Source organism: Erythrobacter aureus, from assembly GCF_003355455.1.
GTDB lineage: Bacteria > Pseudomonadota > Alphaproteobacteria > Sphingomonadales > Sphingomonadaceae > Qipengyuania > Qipengyuania aurea.
In genome coordinates this window covers 1,912,076-1,926,715 of the sequence record NZ_CP031357.1, presented here as the reverse complement: position 1 = coordinate 1,926,715, position 14,640 = coordinate 1,912,076, and the positions used below count along the sequence as shown (strand labels likewise).

The window sequence follows — 14,640 nt, the reverse complement described above, 5'->3', positions numbered from 1 at the left end:
GCTACTGAAAGCCCCTTCCCTTGCGGGAAAGGGTTGGGGATGGGTGTGCCACGATGGCTGAAAAGCGACTGACTGACGTTGCGCGCAAGCTGCGACGCGAGATGACGGATGCGGAGCGGCGGCTTTGGTCGCACCTGCGCACAAGGCCGATGGGCGCGAAATTCACACGGCAGTTCCCGATCGGAAACCACGTCGCCGACTTCGCCTGTCGCAGCCTCAGGCTTGCCATCGAATGCGACGGCGGGCAGCATTCCGACAGCCCCAATGACGCCGCACGCGCGGCTGTCATCGAAGCCCATGGCTACCGCGTCATCCGCTTCTGGAACCACGACATCCTCGATAATACCGACGGCGTGCTGGAAGCGATCATGAAAGAAATCGAAATCGCCCGAAACCAGCACTGAAGTGCCACTTCCTAACTGCCAATCACCCTCCCTCGAGGGAGGGGCTAGGGGTGGGTGTACGACGCCCGAAATGTAGCTCAGCCCCATCACTGCCGGACCCCCATCCCCAACCCTTCCCCAAGGGGAAGGGAGATGACGAGGATCGCGGAGATGTCGGTGCATTTGGGCATTAGATAACCTTAAAACCGAGTTTGACTGCATTATCGACATCTCGGGCGCGGACCTCGATGCAGTGAAGGCCTCGCATGTTTTTCGCTGAGATCTCGATCTCGTATGTTATTCCATGCAGGTCGCCGAGCTTCATATCGAACTCCGAAAGGCCGCATTCACGAAGCACTTCACCGACTTCGAACGCGATATTGCTTGTTTCGTCCAACTCGCCTTCAGGCTCGATGATGTCCGGCGCAAAAACTGTTCGGTATGCCTTGGCCTCAATTGGATCGGCATTGAATTGGGACGCGACTCCGACGCTGACCAAGGAAGCGAATGCGCCGAATGCAAAAGCAACCAAATTGCTGCGCCTCACCCCAACATCCCCACGAATTTCTCGAACAGGTAGAAGCTGTCCTGCGGGCCGGGGCTCGCCTCGGGGTGGTATTGCACGCCGAACGCCTTTTTGCCCTTGATCGCAATGCCGCAATTGGTGCCATCGAACAGCGAGATATGGGTCTGCTCCACCTCCGGCGGCAGCGTGTCGACATCGACCGCGAAGCCGTGGTTCATGCTGGTGATCTCGACGAGGCCCTCGCTTGCGCCCCAGCCCTCACCCACGCGCTGGACGGGGTGGTTGGCGCCGCGGTGGCCCTGGAACATCTTGGCGGTCTTCGCCCCTGCCGCCAGCCCGAGCATCTGGTGTCCCAAACAGATGCCGAACAGCGGAGTATCGGCGTCGAGCAGTGCCTTGATCACTGGAACGGCGTATTCGCCCGTCGCCGCCGGATCGCCCGGACCGTTCGAAAGGAACACGCCGTCGGGCTTCAGCGCCATGATCTGGTCGAATGAGGTGCGTGCGGGCACCACGGTGACCTTCGCCCCCGCCTTCACGAGGTTGCGGAAGATATTGTCCTTCGCGCCGTAATCGATCGCGACGACATGCGGCTTCTCCGCACTGCCGTTGGTATAGCCGAAGCCGAGTTGCCAGTGGCCGCCGGTCCAGTCCTCTTGGGCCTCGCGCGTCACGCCGGGGACGAGGTCGAGCCCTTCGAGCCCGCTCCATTCGGCGGCCTGCTTTTTCAACGCCTTGAGGTCGAATTCACCCCGCGGACTGTACGCGATCACCGCATTGGGTGCGCCCGAAATACGGATGCGACGGGTCAGAGCGCGCGTATCGACGCCCGACAGGCCGATCTTGCCGTGATCCTTCATCCATTCGACGAATTCATTCTGCGCGCGGAAGTTCGACTGCGGGGTCACTTCCTGCCGCGTGACGCAGCCGACTGCGCCGAGGCCGCGGCTCTCATGATCTTCCTCGTTCGCGCCGACATTGCCGATATGCGGGAAGGTGAAGGTGACGATCTGGCTGTCATAGGAGGGATCGGTCATCACCTCCTGATATCCGGTCATCGCGGTGTTGAAGCAGACCTCCCCCACAGCGGATCCGGTGGCGCCGAAGCCTTTGCCCCAGACGACCGTGCCGTCGCCTAACACGAGGACTCCCGTGGCATCTTTAGGTTGCGCGTGCGAAGATGCGGACAGGGCCATGGGCGCTCCGGGATAAAAAGGTTTCCAGCGATGTGTGCTAAGACCCAGCCGCTAGGGACCTGCACGAGTCCCGTCAAGCGGAACCCTTGGCTTATCGGCGCACTGGTCTAAATGAGCCGGTGAAATCAGACACCAACCACCCGGGAAACCCAATGCTGCGCGAAAAAATTCAGGCCGAAACCGTCACCGCCATGAAGGCCAAGGACAAGGAACGCACCGCCGCGCTGCGCCTGATCGGGGCGAAGATCAAGGATCGCGACATCGAACTGCGCACCTCCGATAAGAAGCCGGAGGACGACGAGCTGGTCACCGACGTGCTGCTCAAAATGGCCAAGCAGCGCCGCGAATCGATCGAGATGTACGAGGACGGCGGGCGCACCGAACTGGCCGACAAGGAAAAGGCCGAACTCGCCGTGATCGAGGAATTCCTGCCCAAGCAGATGAGCGAGGACGAAACCCGCGCCGCGATTGCCGCGATCAAGGCAGAGCTTGGCGCCGAGGGCATGAAGGACATGGGCCGCGTAATGGGGGAACTTAAGAGCCGCCACGGCGCTACTCTGGACATGAGCAAGGCAAGCGGACTGGTAAAGGAAGCGCTTTCATGAACAGGATTTCGGTCGCCCTCTCCCTCACCCCGGCGCTTGCAATGATGCTTGCCGCCTGCGGTTCCGACGCGGACGAACCGCCGACCGATCTCGAAACCGCCGAAAGCGTTGGCGCGGCCGAAGCGCTGGCGCGCAATATCGAAGCAGTCGACTTCCTCGACCTAGAACTCGGCGCGAAAATCGTCGGCCCACAAGGCCCCGAGGTGAAAGCCGCTCTGTCCAACCCCGAAGGCAATTTCGCCGATATGCGCAGCTATGTGGCCTGCCCGGCAGGCATGACGGTATGCGATCCGGCGACGGCGCCAGAGGGCACGATCTACACGTATGTTCATATCGTATATCCGGGAGAGGATAACCAGCCCGACAGCGGCAGCGGTGAAGGCGCGGATTCCTCCGATGTGGAACGCGCCACTGCCTTTCGCATGACACGACCCTCCACCGGCTTCACCGGCGCGGTGGGTTACTCCAAGGACGAGGCGATGGCCGCGATCGGGGCCAAGGCCGATGTCGTGATTACCTGCGACGATGGCGCATTGGTCTGGACCGTCAGCGCAGGCGATGGCGGCGACCAGTGGGAACAGGCCGAACCGCTTACCTTCTGGTGGCAATCGACCGTGCCGCCCGCCGGCCCCGTGGAAGCTTATGCGATCGAGGCCAACTATACGATGGCCATGGGAAATGGGCCTTACCCCGGCGAGGCACCCGATGCGGTCAATGCCTGCGATCGCGACATCGTTTCCGGTGCCGAGGGATGACCTGATAATGCGCCTCGCGTCCCTTGCCCTACCCGGGATTATGTTTGCCCTCGCCTCGTGCGGCTCCCCCGAGCCGGAGCCCGCGCCCACCCCGACCCCGACCGTCGCCGCACCGCGCACCCTCGTCGGCGCAGATCTCGATCTGTCGACGCTCGGTGCGAGGATCGCCGGGCCGCAAGGATCGGAGGTCGAAACTGTCCTCAGCGCACGCAACCGCCAGGTCGGTACGCTGGTAAGCTACGTCGCCTGCCCTGCCGGTGTGGAGGAGTGCAGGCCTGGCGAGATGTCCGAAGGGACAGTCTACACTTACGTTCATGCGGTCACGCTGGCAGAGGAAAGCGAGTCCGAGGACCCTGCCGAAGGACCCGAAGTGGTCGAGGCCCCACCCACTCTGTTCCGCACGATACGCAAGGCCGCGGGCTTCAACCAGTCGATCGGTTATTCGACCGCCGAAGCCGAGGCCGTGCTGGGCGATCCCGATGCGATCTCGATCAGCAACGATAATGGCAGCCTGATCTGGCGCGTGGTTCGCGGATCGGGGTGGAAGCCCGGCGGTACGGTGACCTTCTGGTGGCAATCGACCCTGCCCCCGCAAGGACCGGCGGAAGCCTATCTGTTCGAAGTCGACGGCAATCAGGTCGCGGCGACCGGCCCCTTCCCGCCTGAGGATAAGCCTGTGGAGGGCGCCGCCGGGAGCTAGCCGCACCTCTGCGGGTCCGGTAAGGTCTGTGACCTTATGGCCCTGTCTCCCCAATGGCTCGACGAATTGCGCATGCGGACCACGCTTTCCGCCGTGATCGGTCGTACCCTGCGGCTGACCAAGGCGGGCCGCGAGTTCAAGGCCTGCTGCCCGTTCCATAACGAGAAGACACCAAGCTTCTACGTCAATGACGAGAAGGGCTTCTACCACTGCTTCGGCTGCGAGGCGCATGGCGATGCGATCCGCTGGCTGACCGACCAGCGCGGCATGCCCTTTATGGATGCGGTGAAGGAACTGGCCGCCGAGGCCGGGATGGAGGTCCCCGCCCCCGACCCTCAAGCCGCGAAGCGAGCGGAAAAACGCGCCAGCCTGCACGATGTGACCGCCGCCGCGCAGGAGTGGTTCGAGAGCAATTTGCGGGGGACCGAAGGCGTGCAGGCACGCGGCTATCTCGGGCGGCGCGGCTTCTCCGATGCGACGATCCGCGAATTCGGCTTCGGTTTCGCGCCTGAAGACCGGCAGGCCCTGAAGCGCGCGCTGAGCAAATTTGAGGAGCCCATGCTGATCGAAGCGGGCATGCGGATCGCGGTCGAGGACAAGGAACCCTACGACCGGTTTCGCGGACGGCTGATGTTGCCGATCCACGACACGCGCGGCCGCGTGATTGCATTCGGCGGGCGCATTCTCGACAGCGAGGCCAATTCCAAGGCGCCGAAATACCTCAACAGCCCCGACACACCGCTCTTCGACAAGGGCCGCACGCTCTACAATCTCCACCGCGCCGCGCCCGCAGCGCGGCAAAGCGGGCGGATGATCGTGGTCGAAGGCTATATGGACGCGATCGCGCTTGCCAATGCGGGCATCCGGGAAGCGGTTGCTCCGCTCGGCACGGCCCTGACCGAAAACCAGATCGAGCTGCTGTGGCGGCAGGTCGAACGGCCGATCCTTTGTTTCGATGGCGACAATGCCGGTCAGCGCGCCGCCATGCGGGCGATATCGCGCGCGCTGCCGATGCTGCGGCCCGGCCATTCGCTGGCGATCGTGCGCCTTCCGGCCGGGCTCGACCCGGACGATCTCATCCGCGAGAAAGGTGTCGGCGCGCTTGAGGAATTGCTCGCGCATCCTACGAGTCTGCTCGATACGCTTTGGGAGTTCGAAAAAGCGGCGGCCCCGCTCGACTCCCCGGAGGAGAAAGCGGGCCTCAAAGCGCGCCTTCTCGGCCATGTCGACAGCATCCAGCACCCCGATATCGGTCCGCTCTACAAACGCGAACTGCTCGAACGCTTCTCGGCCTTCGCCTTCCCGCCCCGCCCACAACGCGAATTCCGGTCTCGCGGAGACTGGAAGAAGGGGCAATTCAAACAGCCCGCACCGACTCTGTCGCCTGAGGCCCGAGACAGCCTTACCCGCGCGATGGGCGGTGGTGCGCGCGATTCGCTGACCCGCGCGGTGATTGCCGGGTTGGTCAAATATCCCGACCAGATCCTGCGCCACGAAGAAGCGCTCTCCGAACTGGCCAGGCGTGACCAAAATGTCGGTCCGGCGCTCGATTCACTGCTCGAAGCCGCAGAGACGCTTGATTTGTCCGCGCAATCGACCATATCGCTCGAACGAGGCCTTCCCGCCCCACCGGCAAAAGCTCATTTCGCCTTCCTCGATGAAGGCACCGACCCGGGTGATGCGCGCGAGGATCTGGCCGAGGCCGTATCGCTGCTGGTCGAAAGACCGGCGCTGGAGGCTGCGCTTGGCGCGGCCACGGTGCGTTTCGAACGCGATCCGGAAGGCTCCATCGCCGAACAGGCCCGATTGCGCGAGCGGTTGCTGGCACTAAACGAGCGGTTGAAGCGTTTCGGTCGCAGGAAAGCCGCGGCAGACGGCGAATCGGATACTTGATCTTGGCGGGATCGCGACCCGCCCAAAGCGAATAGACTGGATTTGAAATCTCTATGGCCACCAAGTCGAAGACCAAGGACGATGGCGACGCTCCCCTGATCGATCTCAACGAGGCGTCGGTCAAGAAGCTCATCACCAAGGCTAAGAAAAAGGGTTACGTCACATATGACGAGCTCAACGACGCCCTGCCTCAAGGCGAGATGAGTTCGGACCAGATCGAGGATATCCAGTCCGCCCTCTCCGACATGGGCGTGCAGATCGTCGAAAACGACGAGGAAGCCGAGGCGGCTGCGGAAGAAGCAGCCGAGGTCGAGGAAATCGCGACCGACGACAAGAAGACCAAGGCAGCGGCAAAGCCGGCTGCCAAAAAGACCGCCACTGGCGAGCGTACCGACGATCCGGTGCGTATGTATCTGCGCGAAATGGGCGCGGTCGAGCTGCTCAGCCGCGAGGGCGAGATCGCGATTGCCAAGCGGATCGAGGCCGGCCGCGACATGATGATCATGGGCCTGTGCCAGAGCCCGATCACCTTCCACGCAATCATCCAGTGGTCCGAAGCGCTGAACGCCGAGGAGATGCAGCTACGCGAAATCCTCGATCTCGATGCCATGCTGTCGAAGGAACCTCCGCCCGAGAAAATGGCGGAGGAAGAGGAAGACGATGACGGCGAAATTTCGGAAGAAACCGCCGGCCCTTCGATACGCGACGATGAAGACGACGACAGCGAAGACGAAGACGGCGAAGAGGGTTCGTCCAAGAGCGACGACGACGAGGACGAGGACAACACCATGTCGCTCGCTCAGATGGAGGCCGCACTCAAGCCCGACGCGATCGAACGATTCGCCCGCATCACCGACCTCTTCGGCAAATTCGAGAAGCTCCAGAAAGAGCGCGTCGATGTCATGGCAAAGGGCGATGCTTTCCCGCCCGCCAAGGAAAAGAAATACGAAGCGCTGTCCGAACAGCTTACCGCGGAAGTGGAAAGCGTCCAGTTCCATGCGACGAAGATCGAGTTCCTGGTCGACAACCTCTATGCGTTCAATCGTCGGCTGACCGCACTGGGCGGCCAGATGCTGCGCCTAGCCGAACGTCACAAGGTCAAACGGATCGATTTCCTCGATGCCTATATTGGCAACGAGCTCGACGATAGCTGGCTCAAGGCGCGCGCGAAGAAGGACAAGAAATGGGCCGCCTTCGCCGAGAAGGAAGCAGATGCGGTCGAGCGCATCCGCGCCGAAATTTCCGATATCGCTGCGCAGACCGGCATGGCGCTGGAAGAATTCCGGCGGATCGTCAACAAGGTCCAGAAGGGTGAGCGCGAGGCGCGGATCGCCAAGAAGGAAATGGTCGAGGCGAACCTGCGCCTGGTGATCTCGATCGCCAAGAAATACACCAATCGCGGCCTGCAGTTCCTCGACCTCATTCAGGAAGGCAATATCGGCCTGATGAAGGCGGTCGACAAGTTCGAATACCGCCGTGGCTACAAGTTCAGCACCTACGCGACATGGTGGATCCGTCAGGCGATCACCCGCTCGATCGCCGACCAGGCACGCACGATCCGCATTCCGGTCCACATGATCGAGACGATCAACAAGCTGGTGCGCTGCTCGCGCCAGTTCCTGCACGATCAGGGCCGCGAGCCGACGCCCGAAGAGATGGCGGAGAAGCTCTCCATGCCGCTCGAGAAGGTGCGCAAGGTGATGAAGATCGCCAAGGAACCGATCAGCCTCGAAACGCCGATCGGCGACGAGGAGGATTCGCACCTCGGCGATTTCATCGAGGACAAGAACGCGATCATCCCGGTCGACGCGGCGATCCAGGCCAACCTAAAGGAAACGGTCACCCGCGTCCTTGCCAGCCTGACCCCGCGCGAGGAACGTGTGCTGCGCATGCGCTTCGGCATCGGCATGAATACCGATCACACGCTGGAAGAAGTCGGTCAGCAGTTCTCGGTGACGCGCGAACGTATCCGTCAGATCGAAGCCAAGGCGCTGCGCAAGCTCAAGCATCCGAGCCGCAGCCGCAAGATGCGTTCGTTCCTGGATCAGTAGTGCCGGACGGGGCCGCCTGCGGTCCCGTCAAGCATGCTCCCGCAAATGGCGTGATGCCACGGCGACCGACATGGGTGCGGCGAAATGGTAGCCTTGGCCGTAATCCACTCCTATGCGGGTCAGCATATCCAGCTCGCTTTGGCATTCGATGCCCTCGGCAATAACCTTGCTACCGATTGCTCCGGCGAAGCTCACGATCGCCTTTGCCAAGGCCTGTCGCGCCAGGTCTTGATGAATGTTCCGGGTCAGGCTCATATCGAGCTTCATAAGGTCGGGTGCCAGATCGACGAGGTAGCGCAGCCCTGCATAACCAGCACCGACGTCGTCCACCGCTATGCGCGCGTACTTTGCGATCTCCCTGAGCGAATCGCGCAGCCGTATAAAATCACTAACTTTTTCGTGCTCGGTCAATTCGACCACTATGTTACGAGCGCGATGCTTTTCTAAGAGGGGCGCGATCTCGCCCGAAAGGACGGTTTCCGGCGAAGCGTTAATGGAAACATACGCGCCTGGAGGAACATGTTCCACCGTCTCGAGGGCCAGCTCGATCGCCGCCAGCTCAAGCTCGACGCCACGTCCAACCGCAACGGCCTCCGCAAACCATTTGTCGGGACCGCGAGATTGCGCGTCTTCGAAACGCGATAGACACTCGACGCCTACAGCACGCTGCGTTCGCACCTCATGAATCGGTTGTTGTACGATGTTGATCGCACGCCGTCCGATAGCATCAGAAATCCTCCGATCGAGCCGCATTGATTGCTCGTCCTCGGCAATCGAACTCTCTATATGCTCGGCTGCGAGCCTTCCGAACGCGCGAAGGACATTCATGTCGCGCTCGGTTACGGTCCTATCGGCTTGTCGGCTGACGCAGCAGAAACTTCCGAAGACCGCTCCGTCGGAAAACCGCAAGGGGACATTCAGGTGGCACCCCACGGGCAGCATGTTGGTGACCGGCAAACTCTTGGCAAGCTCGTAGTCGGCAGCGTCCTGAATGAGCTCGGGCAGACGTCCTTCTAGGATATGCCAGCAGAAACTGTCCTCGCGCGGCTCGCGAAAGCCCGCTCCCATCGGCAGGTCAAGATCGGTATCGACGTGCATTAACTCACGCTGATCCCCATCGACGTAGCGTCCGACGAAGGCGATTTCGGCTCCGAGATGTTCACGGGTTGTATGCAATATCCGCTGGATCGATTCACTCTCGACCGCTTCGAACCGCAGGGGGTGCTTTTCCGCAGGTAAGGCAAGCTTGAGACCAGTCGACATGGAATCACACTTAAGCGCGATTGGTTAAAGGACATTTCACGATCACCACGGCTTTTTACCCCTGCCAAAATCCGATTTGCACTGGAAGCTAGGCGTTCAAATCCCTATGCCGCCCCCATGCGTATTGCCATTGCCTCCGACCATGCCGCCATCGACCTCAAGACCGAGCTGCGCGACTGGTTGATCGAGCAGGGTCACGAGGTCGCGGACCTCGGCCCCGACACCACAGACAGCGTCGATTATCCCGACTTCGGTTACAAGCTGGCGAGCGTCGTTGCAGACGGCACAGCCGAGCGCGGCGTCGCCTTGTGCGGCTCTGGCATCGGCATTTCGATGAGCGTCAATCGCAACCCTACCGTGCGCTGTGCGCTGGTCTCGGAACCCCTGTCCGCATCCCTCGCGCGCGAACACAATGATGCGAATTGCATCGCCATGGGTGCGCGCCTGACCGGCAGCGACATGGCCAAGGCCTGCCTTACAGCCTTCCTTGAAACCGAATTCGCCGACTCTCTTCCAAACGGAACGGGGCGTCACCAGCGCCGCGTCGACAAGCTTTCCAATCCGGAGATCTGATTTGGCTACCCAGTCCGCCAATACCGACCGCAATCCGATGGACCGCTTCTGGCACGATACGCTTGCCGAGGCCGATCCCGAGATCCACGCTGCGATCCGCAAGGAACTCGCGCGCCAGCAGGATAAGATCGAACTGATCGCAAGCGAGAACATCGCTTCGAGTGCTGTGCTCGAAGCCACGGGCTCGGTGTTCACCAACAAATATGCGGAAGGCTATCCGGGCAAGCGCTATTATGGCGGCTGCGACTATGCCGATGTGATCGAAACACTGGCCATCGAACGCGCCAAGCAACTGTTCGGCTGTAACTTCGCCAACGTCCAGCCCAACTCTGGCAGCCAGATGAACCAAGCGGTCTTCCTCGCGCTGCTACAACCGGGCGATACCTTCATGGGGCTCGATCTCAATTCGGGCGGGCACCTCACCCATGGCTCGCCGGTCAATATGAGCGGCAAGTGGTTCAATCCGGTGAGCTACGGCGTACGCAAGGATGACGAACTGATCGACATGGACGAGGTCATGGCGATCGCGAAAGCCAACAAGCCCAAGCTCATCATCGCCGGCGGCACTGCCTATTCGCGCGTGTGGGACTGGGAAGCCTTTCGCAGGGTGGCGGACGAGGTCGGCGCCTATCTGATGGTCGACATGAGCCACATTTCGGGCCTTGTTGCCGGCGGAGCGCATCCTAACCCTTTCCCCCATGCGCATATCGTCACCACCACGACCCACAAGAGCTTGCGCGGTCCGCGTTCGGGCGTGATCCTGTGGGACGACGAAGAGCTGACCAAGCCGATCAATATGGCGGTATTCCCCGGCATGCAGGGTGGCCCGCTGATGCACGTAGTCGCTGCCAAGGCGGTCGCATTCGGTGAAGCGCTGCGCCCGGATTTCAAGGACTATGCGCACCGCGTCGTCGAAAACGCGCGTGCGTTGGCGGAAGGCATCGAAGCAAACGGGCTGCGCGTTGTCTCGGGCGGGACGGACAATCATTCGATGCTGGTCGATCTCACCGCCAAGGATGTCACGGGCAAGGCGGCCGAAGCCGGTCTCGACCGAGCTTGGCTGACCTGCAACAAGAACGGTATCCCCTACGACACCCGCAGCCCCTTCGTGACCAGCGGCATTCGCCTGGGCACCCCGGCGGGCACCACCCGGGGCTTCGGCCCCGAGGAATTCCGTCGGATTGGCGCGCTGATCTGCGAAGTGGTAGATGGGTTGTCGCGCAATGGCCCCGAAGGTGACGGACAGGTCGAAGAGCGGGTGCGCGGCGAGGTCGCCGAGCTCTGCGCTGCCTTCCCCGTCTATCCGGGCCGCTGAGGAGACGAGCGATGGACGATAAAGAACCGCAGCATCAGGATCACGATCTGGTTTCCGACGCGGGTGCGGAAATCAAGGGCATGGCGAAGGAGGGACTCAGTCACCCTTCGACCAAGCCGGTGCTGACAGGCGCCGCCGTCGGCGCCCTGGCCGGCGGGATACTCCCCGTGGTGACATGGCCGCTTGGTCTTGTCGCAGGCGCTGGCTTCATGCTCTACAAGCGCCTGCGACCGTAAATGCGTTGCCCTTTCTGCGCCCATGACGACAGCCAGGTAAAGGACAGTCGTCCGACCGAGGATTCGACCTCGATTCGTCGTCGTCGTCAATGCTCGAGCTGCGGCGCCCGGTTCACGACTTTCGAACGCGTGCAACTGCGCGAAGTGACCGTGGTCAAGAGTGGCAACCGGCGCGAAAGTTTCGATCGAAGCAAGCTGGAGCAGTCGATCGCGCTCGCTTGCCGCAAGCGCGATGTGCCCCAAGAGAGGATCGACCAGCTTGTCAGCGGTATCCAAAGACAAGTGGAAACCGCCGGAGAGGCTGAAGTCCCCTCGCAGCGCATCGGCGAAATGGTTATGGACGGGCTGCGGGGTCTCGACAGCGTGGCCTATATCCGCTTTGCCAGCGTCTATCGGGACTTCAGCGAGGCTCGCGATTTCGAGGAATTCGCCAGCACGGTGCAGGAAGCGGCTGCCCATGAGCGCGGCTGAGACCCGCAAACCGATAATCGTTCTCGTCAGACCGCAACTGGGCGAGAACATCGGCAAGGCCGCTCGCGCCATGCTCAATTTCGGGCTGGTCGAGCTCCGTCTGGTCGAGCCGCGCGACGGCTGGCCCAATCCTTCCGCAGGTCCGGCTGCGGCGGGCGCCGACATCGTGCTGGAGAAGGCGCAGGTCTATGCCACGACCGCCGAGGCGGTGGCCGATTGCGCGCATGTCTATGCCACTACGGTGCGCAAGCGTGGCGTTACCAAACCCGTCGTCACTCCGGAAGAGGCAAGCCGGGAGATTGCCGAAGCACACGGCCGCAGTGCAATCCTGTTCGGCCCGGAACGGTCGGGACTGGAAACCGAAGACGTCGCCCTTGCCCGCGCCATCCTGACCGTCCCGATCAATCCGGAATTCGGATCGCTCAATCTGGCGCAGGCGGTGATTCTATGCGCTTACGAGTGGTCCAAGCACGAGGAACTGGTGCAGCCGCCGCAGGAAGACCTCCTCCCGCCGGCACCGCAGGGGGAACTCGACGGCCTGATCGGGCATCTCGAACGCCTGTTGGAGCCAAAGGGCTATTTTCTGCCCGAAGCCCGCGCCGAAGCAACCCGCCGGACCCTGCGGGGTGTCCTCACCAAGCCGGGCTGGAACCATCTGGAGGTGCGAACCCTGCGCGGTGTATTGTCCAGTTTGGAACGCGAACCTAAGTCCTGATCCGGTCCCATTCGACCAATTCGTAGGCGATCGAGGTTTCGACCAGATCGTCCCAAATTCGCTTAAGCTCTTCTGCTGGCAGCCCGCGGCGCTCGGCATCCGCCCGTGCGTTTTCGATCACCTCGGCCTTGCGCGCTTCGTCTCTCACGACATTGCGGTCGGTCTTGATGCGGGCGGCGGCGCGCATATAGCCGAACCGACGGTCGAGCAATTCCATCAACTCACGGTCTGTCTGGTCCACCCCGATCCGTACTTCCGCCATGTTCGTGCAGGTCTCGGGCAGTTTGAAATTGTCATTCATGGCGCAGCGCCCTGCCCCGCTTGAACGTACTTGTCGAGCGCCTATCTTACCGCTTGACGCGCTGCGCAATATTGCTAGGAGCGCGCCTTCGCGAATTGGCTCCGCACCCCGGTGAAGCGGTAGCCGCGCTGGAACACTTTCCAGCGGTGCGATGCCGGGTTGGATGGCCGCCACTGGGTGGCTCAGCGAATTGAAGGAAAGACCTATGTCGAAGCGCAAGAGCGCCAAGTACAAACTCGACCGCCGGATGGGTGAAAACATCTGGGGTCGTCCGAATTCCCCGGTCAACAAGCGTTCCTACGGTCCCGGCCAGCACGGTCAGCGCCGCAAGAGCAAGATGAGCGACTTCGGTCTGCAGCTTCGCGCCAAGCAGAAGCTCAAAGGCTATTACGGCGACGTGACCGAGAAGCAGTTCAAGCGCACCTACAAGGAAGCGTCGGCCATGAAGGGCGATACCGGTCAGAACCTGATCGGGCTGCTCGAACAGCGCCTCGACATGGTCGTGTATCGCGCCAAGTTTGCGCCGACCATCTTCTCCGCCCGCCAGATCGTGAGCCATGGCCACATCTACCTCAACGGCGTGAAGACCAACATCGCGTCGGCCCGCGTCAAGGTCGGCGACGTCGTCAGCCTCGGCAAGAAAGCCCAGGAAATGGCGCTGGTCATCGAAGCGCAGAGCCTGCCCGAGCGTGACATTCCCGACTACGTCGCGCCCGACGGCAACGACAAGGTGACCTTCACCCGCGTGCCGAAGCTCGACGAAGTGCCCTACCCGGTCACTATGGAACCGAACCTCGTGGTCGAGTTCTACTCGCGCTAAACCGCGAAATCCGCGACACGAAAAAGGCGGTTCCTTGCGGAGCCGCCTTTTTCTTTTGTCCGACGCAAATCGGTGCGAGAAGCGGTCAATCGCTGCTCGGGAGTGTCCGACGATGAAGATTCTGCTGCTCGACGGACATCCCGACCGTGACCGGTTTTCGTCCCATTTGCTCGATCTCTATCGGCAAGCCTTGCCCCCTGACGTCGACGTGGAAGTGGTCGCCCTCCGCGACATCACATTCACGCCCATCCTGCGTCACGGTTACGCCCGTAGAACCGAATGGGAACCAGGGTTGCGAGCACTCGCGGCCAAACTCGATGCCTGCGATCACCTTGTTGTCGCCTTTCCCATGTGGTGGGGAAGTGAACCGGCAGAACTCAAAGGGTTGCTTGATCGCCTATTCCTGCCCGGCTTCACTTTCGCCTATCGCGAAGGCAGCTCCTTGTGGGACAAGCTGATGGCCGGACGCTCGGCCGATGTCATCGCGACGATGGACACGCCACCTCTGTTCCTGCGTCTGATGTATGGGAATGCCTTGGTGAAGCGCTGGAAACGACAGGTGCTCGGATTTTGCGGCTTCAAACCCGTTCGCGTATGGGCATGCGGGCCGATCAAGAACGGAGCTTGGGAGAAAGGCCTTCCGAAATGGCGCCGAAAGATCGAACGCATGGCGCGCTCGATCTCGCAGGCAAAGCCGCAAGAGAAGCGCGCAAGGCTTCCGGACTTCCTTGAGCGACAACGTTAGTGCGCCGAAGGCGACGCTGACCGCCCTCGAAACGTGGGCCCACATTCCCGGTTATCCCACGCTTCCGCCGGATATCTCGTCGAAGTACGCAA

17 protein-coding genes are annotated in these 14,640 nt (G+C 61.7%); 13 read left to right on the top strand and 4 right to left on the bottom strand.

Translation table 11 applies throughout. From position 1 onward, the window contains the following. Positions 1–53 precede the first annotated feature (53 nt). The gene (locus DVR09_RS09420; RefSeq protein ID WP_174223737.1) at positions 54–404 is read left to right on the top strand and encodes an endonuclease domain-containing protein; all 351 of its coding nucleotides are present in this window, start codon (positions 54–56) and stop codon (positions 402–404) included. 169 nt (positions 405–573) lie between these two features. Here DVR09_RS09420 and DVR09_RS09415 read toward each other — a convergent pair whose 3' ends face one another. After that, positions 574–930 (bottom strand): hypothetical protein, encoded by a 357-nt coding sequence (locus DVR09_RS09415; RefSeq protein WP_115416698.1) that lies wholly within the window; start codon positions 928–930, stop codon positions 574–576. Beyond that, positions 927–2,105 (bottom strand): glutamine-hydrolyzing carbamoyl-phosphate synthase small subunit, encoded by a 1,179-nt coding sequence (carA, locus tag DVR09_RS09410; RefSeq protein ID WP_115416697.1) that lies wholly within the window; start codon positions 2,103–2,105, stop codon positions 927–929. The genes DVR09_RS09415 and carA overlap by 4 nt, the downstream gene beginning before the upstream one ends. 152 nt (positions 2,106–2,257) lie before the next feature. On the opposite strand from carA, the gene DVR09_RS09405 reads away from it, so the two are divergent. The 5 genes from DVR09_RS09405 to rpoD are packed head-to-tail and all read left to right on the top strand — an operon-like array spanning position 2,258 to position 8,109. Further along, entirely contained in the window at positions 2,258–2,710 is a 453-nt protein-coding gene (locus DVR09_RS09405) for a GatB/YqeY domain-containing protein (RefSeq protein WP_115416696.1), read from the top strand. Further along, a complete protein-coding gene (locus tag DVR09_RS09400; protein WP_234041390.1) occupies positions 2,707–3,465 on the top strand; it encodes a hypothetical protein in 759 nt (252 codons plus the stop codon). The genes DVR09_RS09405 and DVR09_RS09400 overlap by 4 nt, the downstream gene beginning before the upstream one ends. A gap of 7 nt (positions 3,466–3,472) precedes the next feature. After that, positions 3,473–4,165 (top strand): hypothetical protein, encoded by a 693-nt coding sequence (locus DVR09_RS09395; protein ID WP_115416695.1) that lies wholly within the window; start codon positions 3,473–3,475, stop codon positions 4,163–4,165. Positions 4,166–4,201: 36 nt separating this feature from the next. Further along, a complete protein-coding gene (dnaG, locus tag DVR09_RS09390; protein ID WP_115416694.1) occupies positions 4,202–6,058 on the top strand; it encodes a DNA primase in 1,857 nt (618 codons plus the stop codon). Positions 6,059–6,111: 53 nt separating this feature from the next. Beyond that, positions 6,112–8,109, top strand: a complete 1,998-nt coding sequence (rpoD, locus tag DVR09_RS09385) for an RNA polymerase sigma factor RpoD (RefSeq protein WP_115416693.1) — start codon at positions 6,112–6,114, stop codon at positions 8,107–8,109. Positions 8,110–8,136: 27 nt separating this feature from the next. On the opposite strand, the gene DVR09_RS09380 is transcribed toward rpoD, so the two are convergent. Further along, a complete protein-coding gene (locus tag DVR09_RS09380; protein ID WP_115416692.1) occupies positions 8,137–9,372 on the bottom strand; it encodes a sensor domain-containing phosphodiesterase in 1,236 nt (411 codons plus the stop codon). A gap of 117 nt (positions 9,373–9,489) precedes the next feature. Here DVR09_RS09380 and DVR09_RS09375 point away from each other — a divergent pair, with 117 nt between their 5' ends. The 5 genes from DVR09_RS09375 to DVR09_RS09355 are packed head-to-tail and all read left to right on the top strand — an operon-like array spanning position 9,490 to position 12,682. Beyond that, entirely contained in the window at positions 9,490–9,945 is a 456-nt protein-coding gene (locus DVR09_RS09375; protein ID WP_115416691.1) for an RpiB/LacA/LacB family sugar-phosphate isomerase, read from the top strand. Between the two features lie 37 nt (positions 9,946–9,982). Continuing rightward, a complete protein-coding gene (gene glyA, locus DVR09_RS09370) occupies positions 9,983–11,260 on the top strand; it encodes a serine hydroxymethyltransferase (protein WP_174223775.1) in 1,278 nt (425 codons plus the stop codon). Between the two features lie 11 nt (positions 11,261–11,271). Beyond that, on the top strand, positions 11,272–11,496 hold the full coding sequence (locus DVR09_RS09365; protein WP_115416689.1) for a hypothetical protein: 225 nt from the start codon (positions 11,272–11,274) through the stop codon (positions 11,494–11,496). Further along, the gene (nrdR, locus tag DVR09_RS09360; RefSeq protein ID WP_115416688.1) at positions 11,497–11,967 is read left to right on the top strand and encodes a transcriptional regulator NrdR; all 471 of its coding nucleotides are present in this window, start codon (positions 11,497–11,499) and stop codon (positions 11,965–11,967) included. It begins immediately after the preceding gene. Next, complete coding sequence (locus DVR09_RS09355; protein WP_115416687.1) at positions 11,954–12,682, top strand: RNA methyltransferase; 729 nt, start codon at positions 11,954–11,956, stop codon at positions 12,680–12,682. Before nrdR ends, DVR09_RS09355 begins: the two co-directional genes overlap by 14 nt. On the opposite strand, the gene DVR09_RS09350 is transcribed toward DVR09_RS09355, so the two are convergent. Continuing rightward, on the bottom strand, positions 12,672–12,983 hold the full coding sequence (locus DVR09_RS09350) for a chorismate mutase (RefSeq protein WP_115416686.1): 312 nt from the start codon (positions 12,981–12,983) through the stop codon (positions 12,672–12,674). The two genes, DVR09_RS09355 and DVR09_RS09350, sit on opposite strands and share 11 nt — an antisense overlap. 205 nt (positions 12,984–13,188) lie before the next feature. Here DVR09_RS09350 and rpsD point away from each other — a divergent pair, with 205 nt between their 5' ends. Next, positions 13,189–13,803: a 30S ribosomal protein S4 gene (gene rpsD, locus DVR09_RS09345; protein ID WP_115416685.1), complete on the top strand. Its 615-nt coding sequence runs from the start codon at positions 13,189–13,191 to the stop codon at positions 13,801–13,803. Positions 13,804–13,915: 112 nt separating this feature from the next. Beyond that, entirely contained in the window at positions 13,916–14,548 is a 633-nt protein-coding gene (locus tag DVR09_RS09340; protein ID WP_115416684.1) for an NAD(P)H-dependent oxidoreductase, read from the top strand. The last annotated feature ends 92 nt before the right edge of the window (positions 14,549–14,640 follow it).

What these genes read in the sequence shown, in the direction of transcription:
- DVR09_RS09420 (WP_174223737.1), top strand. Translation starts at nt 54, where the DNA reads ATGGCTGAAAAGCGACTGACTGACGTTGCGCGCAAGCTGCGACGCGAG.
- carA (WP_115416697.1), bottom strand. Translation starts at nt 2,105, where the DNA reads ATGGCCCTGTCCGCATCTTCGCACGCGCAACCTAAAGATGCCACGGGA.
- DVR09_RS09405 (WP_115416696.1), top strand. Translation starts at nt 2,258, where the DNA reads ATGCTGCGCGAAAAAATTCAGGCCGAAACCGTCACCGCCATGAAGGCC.
- DVR09_RS09400 (WP_234041390.1), top strand. Translation starts at nt 2,707, where the DNA reads ATGAACAGGATTTCGGTCGCCCTCTCCCTCACCCCGGCGCTTGCAATG.
- DVR09_RS09395 (WP_115416695.1), top strand. Translation starts at nt 3,473, where the DNA reads ATGCGCCTCGCGTCCCTTGCCCTACCCGGGATTATGTTTGCCCTCGCC.
- dnaG (WP_115416694.1), top strand. Translation starts at nt 4,202, where the DNA reads ATGGCCCTGTCTCCCCAATGGCTCGACGAATTGCGCATGCGGACCACG.
- rpoD (WP_115416693.1), top strand. Translation starts at nt 6,112, where the DNA reads ATGGCCACCAAGTCGAAGACCAAGGACGATGGCGACGCTCCCCTGATC.
- DVR09_RS09380 (WP_115416692.1), bottom strand. Translation starts at nt 9,372, where the DNA reads ATGTCGACTGGTCTCAAGCTTGCCTTACCTGCGGAAAAGCACCCCCTG.
- DVR09_RS09375 (WP_115416691.1), top strand. Translation starts at nt 9,490, where the DNA reads ATGCGTATTGCCATTGCCTCCGACCATGCCGCCATCGACCTCAAGACC.
- glyA (WP_174223775.1), top strand. Translation starts at nt 9,983, where the DNA reads ATGGACCGCTTCTGGCACGATACGCTTGCCGAGGCCGATCCCGAGATC.
- DVR09_RS09365 (WP_115416689.1), top strand. Translation starts at nt 11,272, where the DNA reads ATGGACGATAAAGAACCGCAGCATCAGGATCACGATCTGGTTTCCGAC.
- nrdR (WP_115416688.1), top strand. Translation starts at nt 11,497, where the DNA reads ATGCGTTGCCCTTTCTGCGCCCATGACGACAGCCAGGTAAAGGACAGT.
- DVR09_RS09355 (WP_115416687.1), top strand. Translation starts at nt 11,954, where the DNA reads ATGAGCGCGGCTGAGACCCGCAAACCGATAATCGTTCTCGTCAGACCG.
- DVR09_RS09350 (WP_115416686.1), bottom strand. Translation starts at nt 12,983, where the DNA reads ATGAATGACAATTTCAAACTGCCCGAGACCTGCACGAACATGGCGGAA.
- rpsD (WP_115416685.1), top strand. Translation starts at nt 13,189, where the DNA reads ATGTCGAAGCGCAAGAGCGCCAAGTACAAACTCGACCGCCGGATGGGT.
- DVR09_RS09340 (WP_115416684.1), top strand. Translation starts at nt 13,916, where the DNA reads ATGAAGATTCTGCTGCTCGACGGACATCCCGACCGTGACCGGTTTTCG.